The following is a 12,561-nucleotide window of genomic DNA, read 5'->3' as shown; positions in this document are numbered from 1 at the left end:
CTACTGGAATCGGAATAACTGGTCCTACTGGGGGTACAGGTTCTACTGGCGCAACCGGTTTAGGGATTCTTCCCATATTTGGAACAATAACTTCTGAAGTAGGAATCGGTTTTTCAGCAGTAGTTAATACAAATATTAATTTTACCATTCCAGGACCTGCTAGTGGAACTACTATAAATCCATTAAATAATTCTATTACAATTGATACCACTGGCGTGTACTCTGTATCCTTTTCAATTGTATTTGTAATACAAGCTATATCGTCTAGTATATTAAATCTTACAATAAACGATTCCATTCAATTCGCAATCGAAACGCGAGTTGGTGGTGATTCTGGGATAAGAGCTACATCCGCCAGAACTGATTTACTATCTTTAAATCAAGGGGATGTTCTTCGAGTACGAATAAGAGAAGCCACGGGTGACATTATATACTCCAATGCCTCTCTTGTTGTTATAAAGGTCGACTAACTCTTTTATTACAATAAAGATTCAGGAAAAATAAAGTGAAACTTTAATAAGCCCTCACCAATCGGACTGACCACAAATAGCGGGATAAATATGCACAATATAAAAAGAAGAGGAAAACTTATATTTCAGTCTACCTCTTCTTTTTCATCACCAAATTACTGCTGAACATATATGGAAACTGATCCTCCACTTACTTGGAATTGTCCCCAACCATCCTTATTAATTGTTACAGTATTTGTTTGATTACCCGTAATATCGTACCATACTTCCCCTGCGTTATTCTTCCCAACATCCATCCACTTTGACCCTCCTGGTCCATCAGAGATTAATGTTGCTAAACCAGAATTAGCATGTACACTATCACCTTCTCTTGTCCAGCCAATTACATCTGGATGATCAAAATAATCCCGCTGCGTACCATATGCAAAGTTTTTTCGTGCCGTCAAAATCGGATCAATTTTGTCCTTTAACGCTGGAATTTCATAGTTACTATTTCCTTTTGTACCATAGTAATCACCATAGAAAACAGAAGGATATCCCTCTGCACGCGTTAAAATAAATGCATATGCCAACGGTTTGAACCAAGGGCTCACTACAGATTCCAATGACTGACCAGGCTGTGAATCATGATTTTCAACTAGAGTAACCGCAAGTGTAGGATGATTCGCAACTACCGTTCCTTTTAAAATATTTCTCATATCATAATTCCCATTTCCTGTTGAAGCATAGTGAAAATTATAATGAAGTGGTGCATCGAACACAGATTGATTATAATTGACCTTCGCTAAATAATTATTTAAAGTCTGGATATCATTTTGCCAATATTCAGCTACTGTAAACATTTCTTTCCCCGTTTGCTGTCTAACATGATTTACCCAATCGCGCAAATATTCATGATCAATATGTTTAACAGCATCTAAACGAAAGCCATCTAAATTTAATTCCTTCGCATACCACGTTCCCCATTTTTTCATTTCATTCGCAACATCTGGATGATCAAAATCAAGATCCGCGTACATCAAATAATCATAATTCCCATTCTCGCTAGACACTTCCCAGTCCCACGCTTTACCTATGCCCCTAAATTTATAAATTCGGTTTAATTTCTTTCCTTCATCCCAATCTGTTCCGTCAAAATGATACCATTTCCATTTGAAATTAGAATAAGAATCTCCACGCCCTGGAAAGTTAAATCCTGTCCAAGCACTAATTTCATAATCACCTGATACTTCAACATTTCGATTGCTTGGGTCTACCTCAACTGCTGTGACAGTTTCTGTATAATCAGCCCCACCTTTATGATTCATAACTACATCACCGTATACATCGATGTTTTTCTTATGTAAAGCGTCAATTGCAGACTTCAATTGTGCTTTCGTCCCATATTTCGTCCGCACTGTTCCCTTTTGATTGAATTCCCCCAAATCATATAAATCATATGCTCCATATCCTACGTCATTTTGCGTAGTTCCTTTATATGCAGGTGGTATCCAAACAGATGTAATTCCTTTTTGCGCTAAATTTTCAGCATCAGTACGCAAACGATTCCAATGATCCCCATCATTCGGAGCATACCACTCAAAATACTGCATTAACGTTCCATTGTTAACTGTATCTGCATATGCTTTACTCCCCTCATATATACTAGGTAAAAACATAACAACTGACAATCCGACTATTGTTACTCTTTTAAACATCTGTACACCATCCCCTTCTAAGAAAGCGTTTGCATAGTTTATCAGAATTATTATAATATTCGTCCCACCGTTAGTAAAGTAGCAATCTCTCACTCTCCCACATTATTTTTAATCTCACTTCAAATATTCAACGTAGTTTTAATTTCACATCCTATTCAAGATTGTTTACAATTTACCTATAAAAACATAACGGAGGGATTTCTATGACAGACTTTCAAAAACAATTTTTCGCACGATTATATATAGAAGAAAAAGACACAGTTTCATTTGAAGATTTATCTAACATTATGTACGCAATGGCACAAACTGTTCCTTTTGAAAACTTAAATATTCTCGAAAAGAATTTTAAAGAAATATCAAAAGAAAATTTGAAAGAGAAAATTTTAGTAAATAACCGTGGCGGTCTTTGTTATGAACTCAATCCTACTATGTATTACTTCCTGAAAGATTCTGGATTCGATGTTCATCTCGTTTCAGGAACAGTTTATAACGCTACAAACTCCATATGGGCTGTTGATTCTGGCCATATTGCAACCGTTTTAACACATCATACTGAACTTTATTTAATTGAAGTAGGATTCGGATCATACTTACCTCTTGCCCCTGTCCCTTTCTCAGGTGAAGTCATTCACTCTGTTACAGGAGATTATCGTATTCGTAAAGAAATGACCGAAAAGGGAAACTACATTTTAGAGATGCGGAAAAACAATGAGTTCTTGGATCAATCTTCTGCTGATGATTGGACGTTAGGCTATGCATTTTATATAGAAGAAGTGGATGAAGAAAAAGCAAATACAGCACAAAAAATTATCGTTGAACATGAAGGGTCACCCTTTAATAAACTACCTCTTATTGTAAAACTAACTGAAGATGGGCATGCCTCTTTAACGAAAGATAGCCTTACAGTAGCGAAAAATGGTAAAAAAACGAAAGAAACCGTTACAGACATGCAATTTACAAACCTTTTACATTCAAAATTTGGAATTACACTATAAGTATGTAAGCCTTGTTATTTTAGCAAGGCTTTTCAATTTTCAGCAGGGATTTTTTGCAATTTGTTGTATTTCATAGTTATATAGAAATATAACTACATGTTTAGAAAGGAAATGATTATGACAGAACTTAAAGATCGATTACAAGTAGCTGATATAGAAAAATGGGATTTAACAGACATTTACCATACAATTGAAGATTGGGAAAGTGATTTTCATAAAATTGAAGTATTAACGAAGGAATTACACGAGTTTAATGGCAATATTCACGATGGCAATAGTTTATTAGCTTATTTAACGAAGAGTGAAGAAATTTCTAGCATAATATCTTTAATGTTCGCTTATGCACGATTACAATCTGACCTTGATACACGCGATACTGACGCGCAATCTCTTGTCGATAAAGTATCACAATTACACGTGAAAGTAAGTGCAGCTAAATCTTTCTTTTCCCCCTTCTTACTTAGCATAGACGAAAGCACATTACATTCTTACATAGAAGAAACAGAAGGCTTACAATATTATAAAGAAGACTTATTTGAATTATATCGTTATAAAAAACACGTATTGAATAAGGACCAAGAAGCAATTTTATCACAGATGGGTGAAGCTCTTTCTTCTCCACAGCACACATTTGGTATGTTAAACAATGCAGATATATTATTTGGTGAAGTGACGACTGACGATGGAGAAAAAGTGAACTTAACACGCGGAATGTATGCAAAGTTAATAGAAGATACGAATCGTGAAAAGCGTAAAGAAGCTTATAAAGCATATTACAAACCATATGTTCAGTTAAAGAATTCCATCGCATCTACTTTATCCGCTGCTATTAAAAATAATGTTACCGTTTCGAAGCTAAGAAACTATCCATCAGCGCTAGAGAAATCATTATTTGGCGATATGGTTCCGAAAGAAGTATATGAAAACCTTATTGATACAACGAAAAAAAACATTCAAACATTACATACATACAATGAAATTCGAAAAGAAAAATTAAACGTAGATGAACTAAGACAATACGACTTAGGCGTCGATTTAGTAGAAGGTGCAAAACAAGACATCCCATATAGTGAAGCATTTGACATTATGATTGCATCACTAGCTCCTTTAGGAGAAGAATATATTGAGACATTAAAAAGTTTTAAAGATAAACGATATATAGACGTAAGAGAAACACCAGGAAAACGTTCTGGTGCTTATAACTTTGGTGTATATGGTGTTCATCCTTTCATTCTTTTAAATCATCACGATGATTTAAATAGCCTGTTCACTCTTACTCATGAATGCGGGCACGGTATGCATACGCACTATTCACATGGATACCAACCAAGAATTTCTGCACATTATTCTATCTTTGTGGCAGAAGTCGCTTCTACAGTAAATGAAGTGTTATTAATTCACTATTTATTAAAAGAAGCAACAGAAACGAACGTGCGTAACCATTTAGTTAACCATTTTATTGAAAAATTCAAAGGTACTTTCTTTACACAAATTATGTTTGCAGAATTTGAAAAAATCACACATGAAATGGCGGAACAAGGTAAACCATTAAATGCACAAGTCTTCAGTGAAATTTATGAAAAACTATTTAAAGAATATAACGGTGATTCACTTGTATTTGATGAAGAAGTAAAGTACGGATGGGCTAGAATCCCTCATTTCTACCGCCCGTTTTACGTATACAAATATGCAACTGGATTCGCATCTGCCATTCAAATCGCTGATAAACTATTAAGCGGTGATCCGAATGCTCAGAAAAATTATATTGAATTCCTGAAAGGTGGAAGTTCTGATTATCCACTAAACCTATTGAAAAAAGCTGGTGTTGATTTAACTACGCCAGAACCGATTGAAAGTGCATTGAAACAATTCACTCAACTTGTTGAGGAGTTTTCAGCATTATAAAAAGCATGCAGAGTATATGCTCTGCATGCTTTTTCATTTGAATTACTCTATTCTATATGCTGCTGCGTCACACAGTGAATCATACCACCATACGCATACAATTCATTCACATAAATACCGACAATTCTTCTTCCTGGAAACTGACCTTCAATAATTTGCAGCCCTAACTTGTCATGTTCATCACCATATACAGGAACTAATACGACTTCATTACCAATATAAAAATTCAAATATGAACCCTTACAGTCTGCTTCTTTTACCACTTTTCTTGTTACTGGTACTGGAATGAGCTGAAATGGCTTTCCATCTATATTTTTCGCTTGTCGCAATTCTTGATAATGCTTTTCGTACGCCTCCAAAAGGTATGGCTCTCCTTCACCGAAAGGATCATATTCATACAGTATCGTATTTTCATTTACAAACCGTGCCGCGCCATCAATATGATAATCCGTATCTTCATCATAATTATCTTCTCCGCGTATACCAGTTATCCATATAAAATTCGTTACTCCTAAATATTTCGTTAATTCCATTTCAATTTCTTTCTGACTTAGTGTGGGATTTCGATTTTCATTTATAATAGACGTTTTCGCCGCCATTAAGGTCCCGTTTCCGTTTATCTCAATTCCCCCGCCCTCTAGACAGACACTAGATTCAACTTTTGGAATGCGATACATTTCACTTATTTTATTCGGAATATTAGCGTCTTTTTCGTACGGATATTTATTTCCCCAACCATTAAATATCCAGTGCGTTAGGCAGCGATTCCCTTCCTTATCCGTTACAAAGATTGGTCCGTTATCTCTTATCCAAATATCATCAGTTTCTTGAATTAAGAAATCAATTTTATCCATATTTACATTAGCTTCCATTAACTTCGATTGGACATGTATTTTCTCTTCTTCATCACATACAACAATATGGACATTTTCTCCATAGTGAAGCTCCTTTGCCATCGATATCCAAATATCATCTAACTTAGCTCTATAACCTTCACCTCTATGTGCTTTATCATGTGGCCATTGGAGCCATGTACCTTCATGTTTCTCCCATTCCGCAGGCATATAAAACAAACTATTTTCTATATTTCTCATACGTGTTCACCCCTTATATGAATGTACGTACAGTCTATACTTTGACATCGTGTTAAGGTCAACAGGAATATCTTCATTTACTTGTAGCAACTTTATAAGGTGACTCTTTATTTCGCCTTTTTATTATGATAAATTGCTTTCGTACATAGAATAAGGATTGACATAATGTTAATGTCAATCCTTATTCTCATTCTATTTTCGTAACTAAAAAACAAATTTGTGTCACATACTCTTCTGCTAAACAATCACATTCAGGTCCCTTTATATAAACCTCATATGGCGAATTAACTATTACATACCCATTTTTTTCAACCCATTCTTCTAACGCTATATAAGCGTAACCTATATAGTCGTAACTTCCATAATGCATAGTAGTAACGATTTGATGTGGACTTAGTTTTTTCATTTCATATTCTTGTACTACATCTTCATCATTCCCCTGCATAACCGGGATTCTTAATTCAATATCACTGTTACTTGGAATATATTCTTCATCATAAAAGACTGCAGATGGCGAACCGACTATTTGAAAGTTATTTTTTTGTACCTCTTCATATAAGTCATAAAAATAATCATCTATATCATCTATATCTATTTTTACTCTTTGAGTAATTATCGTTACTTCGTTCCTCATTCCCATTAATATATCGTAACTTCTATGGCGAGCAATATTTAGACTACTATTCACCATTACCATTTCATTCATTTCTGAAATAACCTGTAAATTTTGCTTCACTTCATGAGACAACTCGATAATTTGTGATTGTATATGTTGAACAAACGAATCTTGATCCGATGACTGCAAAACAATTTTAATTTTTGGAAGAGGAAATTTATACTCCCTTAGCTTTTTTATTTTCAATGCTACTTCCAGCTGCTCTTGTTCATAATACCTATACCCATTAACCGGATTCACATATGCCGGTTTTAATATCTCCTCTTTGTCATAATGTCTTAACATCCGCGTACTCATTTTACAAATCCGAGAAAACTCAGCGATGGTATACATATCAATACTCCTTGAATATATTTTCTTTTCATTACTTATTTATTAAAACCAATCAAAAATCTTCTTCATTGAAAAATCTTCATTCTGATTTTTCAATCTTCTCATTTTCGAAGGTAACAAATGGCTTGGACAATACCACGTTAAACAATTCATTGCGCCTCCCATTGTTGATATTTCTCCTACATGAATTTGAATAACTTGCTTCTCCGTATACTGTTGAATATATCGTAAAACTTCCTCATCTTTAGCTAGTCCAAACTTAGGAACATAAAGAGCATCACATGATTCTAACATATTTATATACAACCCTTTTGCTGATGCTATCTCTTGATCATATTGTCCTTTCTCTGTATATGATGAAGGAACAACTATAAATTCAGCTTCTGGCATTTGTTCTTGAATAATCTCTTGAACACTATATCTAAATTCATGATCCCCTAAAAAATCACTAATAAACATTGTATGTTCATCAATAAATTTAACCATTCCGTCTGCGTGTGCTAGTACATCCCCTTCTTCAGCAGGAATAATAATAACTCGGCTCACATCTAAATCCCATTCTAACTGCTCAATAATTTCCTCTTCTGTCCAATCATCGTTATCATCAAATATACGTTCTGTTAATATTACGGTATCTTTTTTATTCCAAATAAGATTACCACCATCTAATATTAATGGGGATTTCACATATTCAAAGTCATTCTTTTTCAACCATTTATTAAACTGTTGATCTAAATATCGCCCCTGATCATCTGGCAAATAATTGGGTCTATATTTAAATTTAACTAGATGAGTTGTGACAACCGGTGCAACATCTCTTAGCCATATATCATCATACTCAAAACAGCTCGTATGAAAGTCTTGTTCTTCAACAGATAAAGATATAAGTTGATCCGCAATTGATTTCTTTTCATTTAAACATTCATTAAAGTAAATCAAGTCTTCATAAAATGGTTGATAATATTCATTCGATTCGTCTGGTATTGCAGTAAAAATAATCCCATTATGTTTTTGTTCCATATTATTTACCTCGCTTTTTAATAGTAGTTACATAACTGATTTCACAAAGCCAACTATTCCTCAATTCATTTCTCTTTTCATTACAACTCATGAACCGCGTATATTTCATGAATGGATTATAGCATGGAGAAATATTATATATTTATATAAAGAATATAAAGCTGACATTAAGCCTTAAATTGACTCTTGACAAGTTTTTTAAATACCATATTTTAAAACAACAATAAATGATTAAATGATTTTTTTATCAAGATTCAAACCCATTACTTCTAATAGATCGTTTTGATTATATAAATTCACTAAATGCGCTTCTACTCCTATACAAATTCCTTCTAGCGGAAGATCATTTGGATCCTGACCAAAGGGATCTTCAATTTCAACCCCTATTGCTTCAATACCTATGAATGTAAAACTTATAAATGTAAACTATTTTGATTATTGTAATGAACCATATTTACAAAAACCTCTTTCTCTATTAACCTTTTATTCTTTTAAATCACGAAAGTATACAATTAAATAATAGAATCATAAACCCTATCATTATGAGGCTGGTTAAGATTATTTCTTTCAATACCGTTACTCCTTTTTGGCAAAAAGATAAAATATCTTATTTAATTCAACAACAAATGTTCACTATTCTAAATCCCGACGCATCATTTTAGAATTCGCAATGAATAACGCACTAATTAATACAAAGATTGCACAGGCATATAACAATAAATCTAACGGACTATCGTGATCTATAATAATAAGACGAACAATAGCTGTTATACCTATATATATAAAATATCGTAATGGAAAATGAAAATTCATTTGAAAATACTTTATAATCATTACGATGAATTCAAAGTACAAAAAGAATACGACGATACTATCAATTAAATGATAACTAGATTCATTACCATCCAATTTCAGTTCTTGTATAAACTGAATAACTTCTTTCATAAGAAACACACTTAGAACAACTCCTAAGCAAATTAAAGCTACATTTAAAATGTACTGTAAAACGATAGGGAAATACGAAAACACTATTTTAAAATTCTTTAACACAAACATTTTTCTCCTTTACCATATAAAACGAAAAGCGAACATACACTACAATTCAATTATCATCATATTTAAATTTTATTTTTACAAATAATAAGGAACGACAAAATAGGTAAAGATAAGATTTCACCTATTTTGTCCATATAGCAGCACAACGAAATTACAATTAATTACTTCAATGCAATTGGTTGTTGTTGTGTCACACAATGAATCATACCGCCGTTTTTATACAACTCTCTCACATCAATACCGACTACTTTACGATCTGGGTATAACTTCTGAATCGTATCGTTTGCGATTTTATCATTCGAGTCATTATAATTAGGCACTAATACAACTGTATTCCCGATATAATAATTGATATACGATCCCTTATAATCGAGAGTTTTTCCATTTTCTAAAGCAACCTTTTCTTTACTAAGCGGCAAGTATTCATACTTATATTTCTGTCCTGAAGCATTTTTTGCATCTAACAATGTATCCATATCTTTATTAGATAAACCCCATTCGGCTAGGTCATCTTCTTTCATCGTTACAATGGTAGATTTATTATGGAATTTAGCAAATCCATCAATATGAAAGTCCGTAATATCTAAATTAGGTACTCCGTCTAACCAAATAAAGTTTGATACCCCTAGGTCACTTATATATTTTTCAATTTCCTTTTCTGATAAATCAGGATTTCTATTTTTATTCGTTACCGAACTTCGAGTTAATAACGCAGTCCCATTGCTGTCTAATTCAATTGCGCCGCCTTCAAGGACAAATTTCCCCCAATCAATTCTTTCAATTCCTGATTGTTTACTAACATTTTTACGTATTTGAGCATCATTTTTATAAGGTGTTTTCTTCCCCCAACCATTAAATGCTGGATCTAATATTTTGAGATTTTTATTGCTGTCATAAACAAAAATTGGTCCACTATCCCTTGCCCATACATCATCAGTAGGCGCGATAAAGAAATCAATCTTCTCCATATTTAACCCTTCATTTGTTAAAAGCTTATTGATTCTCTCCTTTTCTTCCTGGTCATATGCAACAATGTGAACTTTCTCACCCTCAGTTAAAGCACTTGCCATCTTAACCCAAATAGGTTCAACTTCCTGCTTATACTCTTCACCATATGTGTATTCATGTGGCCATTGCAGCCATGTACCTTCATGTTTATCTTTTTCATCTGGCATCGTATATTTCCCAGCATTTTTCTGTACCTCTACTTTTTCTCCTTCTTTCCCTTTAACATTTTCATTGTTACCCTCAAAAGAGCATCCACTAATAATCGTTGTAGATAATGTAGCTATTAAACAAAACTTTATTGCTTTTTTCATTTTTCCAACCTCCTGTTCTTGTCTCCAATACTGTAAAGCTTCACATAGTGTGAAGCTCAAGCTTTTTTATCAATGTAAAAATTACCAATTGTTCTTTGCATTACTTATCATTTAACGACCTATTTAGATTTATTCAAATGCCAATCACCTTTTTTACCTATTTATCCCGCCATTTGTGGGCAGTAAGACCCCCACCTCAAAATTCAGCGAAAGCAAAGAAGTTAGGTGGGGCCCTGCTGATTAAAGTTTCACTTTATTCAGTAAGTAAAACTTTACAAAATAAAAAAATCGGTATTGATAATTACATATCAATACCGATTTTTTTATAATTACTTTCCTTCTATTAAATCATTCGCCATTTTCCTAAATTCTTGATTAAATGCATCATTCATACCATTTTGGACGTTAGAAAATAATATGACAAACGTTCGTTTATCCCAGTTAAAATTATTAAAAGTGTTCCAGCCAGCTAATACACCGTGGTTATGATAATAATCTGGGTAAATATAGAAACTAAATCCATATTTTCTTGCAGGTGATGCAGAAAACATATCTGATACACTTTGTTTGGAAAGTAGTTTACCATCCATAATAGCTTCATCTAACTTTTTCATATCTTCAACAGTCGTATACATTTCACCACAACCATACAGCCAGTTCATTTTTAAGCGAGGCGTGGCTATTAACTTATTATCTTTTTTCGTATACCCTTCTGCTAAGAAAATATCTTCTGGGAGTGTTGCGCCCATTCCAGATTCATTCATTTCAACAGGAGTCAAAATATTTTCTTTCACATATTCAGCAAGTGGTTTATTCGATATTTTTTCTACAATATATGCAAGCACCATATAATTATAATCTGTATATTTCCATCCTGTCCCTGCTGGAAATTGTAACGTTTGTGCCCCAATCCACGTTACTAATTTTAACCGTGATGCTGCGTCAACACTACCTTGTCCCTGTTCTGGTAATCCAGACGTATGTGTTAACAAGTTTCGTAACGTAATATTTTTATCTGCTGGAAACGATGGGATATATTTATTTACATTGTCTTCAATGTTCAACTTCCCTTTTTCTTTTAGTTGCATAATAGATATTGCAACTACTGTTTTCGTAATAGACCCAATGCGATATTTCGTTCTTGGCGTTGTTAATACTTGATCTTTCACATTCGCATAACCGTAGCCTTTTCGTAAAATGACATGATCTTTACTTGCTACAAGAACACTCCCATTAAATCCTTTATCTTTTAAGTACTGATCTAGTTTTCCAGCTGCAATTTCATAACGCTTTTTCTCATTCGCATCAACTTCCTGCTTAACATCTTTTTGCTTACTATTTACATTAGAAAATGCCTTTGTATCATATTTTTTTCCTTTATTTGCATGTATTAGTGTAACAACACTTCCACAAAAAACAGCAAAAATAAAGAAAACGATTAACCATTTCTTTAACATACTAGGAACCCTCTTTTATCTAGTTTCACTTAACGTACATCCATTCTATTTTATATCTTTTAATTATCAAGTATATTATAATATTATTTAATATTCACTCTGTTAAAACTAGATTCCTTTTTCTCATTTTCAATTTTTACTACTCTCTATTGTATTTCTTTCTTGCAAAATTTCCAACATACAATCGGATGCATTAAACTATAATTTCAAATTCTTTTGTAACATTTGTTACATACTAAAAAGAATGGAGATGTAATATGAAAAATACCGATAAACGCAATCGTTTAGATGATAAAATGTTTCATTATCGGATAATAAAAAACAACATGGTATTAATTGAATATTACAGAAAACAGATTATGGTATTAAAAGGAAATGATGCTGAAAAATTTTTAAATAAAATAAATCATGCAAATAACGATAAAGAAAAACAGCTAATTATGGCTAAAATTACAGGTAATTTCAAAAGAGGTAATGAACGAAATTGAAAACGAATCTCATTTACATTTTGATTATACAACAAATAAAAAAGAAATGTC

11 protein-coding genes and 1 pseudogene are annotated in these 12,561 nt (G+C 33.0%); 4 read left to right on the top strand and 8 right to left on the bottom strand.

Annotated features, from left to right (window positions below; genetic code table 11):
- Window positions 1-470: collagen-like exosporium glycoprotein BetA (gene betA, locus ATL10_RS32010; protein ID WP_258375810.1), on the top strand; the 470-nt coding region annotated here is incomplete at its 5' end.
- Between the two features lie 155 nt (window positions 471-625).
- Here betA and amyS read toward each other — a convergent pair.
- Window positions 626-2,167: an alpha-amylase gene (amyS, locus tag ATL10_RS26295; protein WP_000476899.1), complete on the bottom strand. Its 1,542-nt coding sequence runs from the start codon at window positions 2,165-2,167 to the stop codon at window positions 626-628.
- 203 nt (window positions 2,168-2,370) lie between these two features.
- On the opposite strand from amyS, the gene ATL10_RS26290 reads away from it, so the two are divergent.
- Window positions 2,371-3,162: an arylamine N-acetyltransferase family protein gene (locus tag ATL10_RS26290; protein ID WP_000129221.1), complete on the top strand. Its 792-nt coding sequence runs from the start codon at window positions 2,371-2,373 to the stop codon at window positions 3,160-3,162.
- A gap of 117 nt (window positions 3,163-3,279) precedes the next feature.
- A complete protein-coding gene (gene pepF / locus ATL10_RS26285) occupies window positions 3,280-5,067 on the top strand; it encodes an oligoendopeptidase F (protein ID WP_097924144.1) in 1,788 nt (595 codons plus the stop codon).
- A 47-nt stretch (window positions 5,068-5,114) separates the two neighbouring features.
- Here the strand turns inward: pepF and ATL10_RS26280 are convergent, their stop codons facing one another.
- The 7 genes and pseudogenes from ATL10_RS26280 to ATL10_RS26245 all read right to left on the bottom strand — a co-directional run bounded on the left by ATL10_RS26280 (window position 5,115) and on the right by ATL10_RS26245 (window position 12,022).
- A complete protein-coding gene (locus tag ATL10_RS26280) occupies window positions 5,115-6,161 on the bottom strand; it encodes an agmatine deiminase family protein (protein WP_001244187.1) in 1,047 nt (348 codons plus the stop codon).
- A 187-nt stretch (window positions 6,162-6,348) separates the two neighbouring features.
- Window positions 6,349-7,170 carry a MerR family transcriptional regulator gene (locus ATL10_RS26275; protein WP_000287980.1) on the bottom strand — a complete coding sequence of 274 codons (822 nt, stop codon included), beginning with the start codon at window positions 7,168-7,170 and terminating at the stop codon, window positions 6,349-6,351.
- A 42-nt stretch (window positions 7,171-7,212) separates the two neighbouring features.
- Window positions 7,213-8,190, bottom strand: coding sequence for an agmatine deiminase family protein (locus ATL10_RS26270; RefSeq protein WP_000435524.1), 978 nt, complete (start codon window positions 8,188-8,190; stop codon window positions 7,213-7,215).
- 231 nt (window positions 8,191-8,421) lie between these two features.
- Window positions 8,422-8,613, bottom strand: a pseudogene (locus ATL10_RS26265) (bestrophin family protein); the annotation flags it as partial.
- Window positions 8,614-8,823: 210 nt separating this feature from the next.
- Complete coding sequence (psiE, locus tag ATL10_RS26260) at window positions 8,824-9,240, bottom strand: phosphate-starvation-inducible protein PsiE (RefSeq protein ID WP_000916570.1); 417 nt, start codon at window positions 9,238-9,240, stop codon at window positions 8,824-8,826.
- 167 nt (window positions 9,241-9,407) lie between these two features.
- Window positions 9,408-10,565 (bottom strand): agmatine deiminase family protein, encoded by a 1,158-nt coding sequence (locus ATL10_RS26255; RefSeq protein WP_110497827.1) that lies wholly within the window; start codon window positions 10,563-10,565, stop codon window positions 9,408-9,410.
- Window positions 10,566-10,894: 329 nt separating this feature from the next.
- On the bottom strand, window positions 10,895-12,022 hold the full coding sequence (locus ATL10_RS26245; RefSeq protein ID WP_000915203.1) for a serine hydrolase domain-containing protein: 1,128 nt from the start codon (window positions 12,020-12,022) through the stop codon (window positions 10,895-10,897).
- Between the two features lie 257 nt (window positions 12,023-12,279).
- Here ATL10_RS26245 and ATL10_RS26240 point away from each other — a divergent pair, with 257 nt between their 5' ends.
- Window positions 12,280-12,510 carry a hypothetical protein gene (locus ATL10_RS26240; protein WP_000798787.1) on the top strand — a complete coding sequence of 77 codons (231 nt, stop codon included), beginning with the start codon at window positions 12,280-12,282 and terminating at the stop codon, window positions 12,508-12,510.
- Window positions 12,511-12,561: the final 51 nt, after the last annotated feature.

The organism is Bacillus sp. 196mf (genome assembly GCF_003217275.1).
Taxonomy (GTDB): domain Bacteria; phylum Bacillota; class Bacilli; order Bacillales; family Bacillaceae_G; genus Bacillus_A; species Bacillus_A thuringiensis_S.
This window is presented reverse-complemented; position numbering and strand designations above follow the sequence as displayed.

Excerpts from the sequence above, each read along its gene's own strand:
- amyS (WP_000476899.1), bottom strand. The coding sequence starts at position 2,167 with ATGTTTAAAAGAGTAACAATAGTCGGATTGTCAGTTGTTATGTTTTTA.
- ATL10_RS26290 (WP_000129221.1), top strand. The coding sequence starts at position 2,371 with ATGACAGACTTTCAAAAACAATTTTTCGCACGATTATATATAGAAGAA.
- pepF (WP_097924144.1), top strand. The coding sequence starts at position 3,280 with ATGACAGAACTTAAAGATCGATTACAAGTAGCTGATATAGAAAAATGG.
- ATL10_RS26280 (WP_001244187.1), bottom strand. The coding sequence starts at position 6,161 with ATGAGAAATATAGAAAATAGTTTGTTTTATATGCCTGCGGAATGGGAG.
- ATL10_RS26275 (WP_000287980.1), bottom strand. The coding sequence starts at position 7,170 with ATGTATACCATCGCTGAGTTTTCTCGGATTTGTAAAATGAGTACGCGG.
- ATL10_RS26270 (WP_000435524.1), bottom strand. The coding sequence starts at position 8,190 with ATGGAACAAAAACATAATGGGATTATTTTTACTGCAATACCAGACGAA.
- ATL10_RS26255 (WP_110497827.1), bottom strand. The coding sequence starts at position 10,565 with ATGAAAAAAGCAATAAAGTTTTGTTTAATAGCTACATTATCTACAACG.
- ATL10_RS26245 (WP_000915203.1), bottom strand. The coding sequence starts at position 12,022 with ATGTTAAAGAAATGGTTAATCGTTTTCTTTATTTTTGCTGTTTTTTGT.
- ATL10_RS26240 (WP_000798787.1), top strand. The coding sequence starts at position 12,280 with ATGAAAAATACCGATAAACGCAATCGTTTAGATGATAAAATGTTTCAT.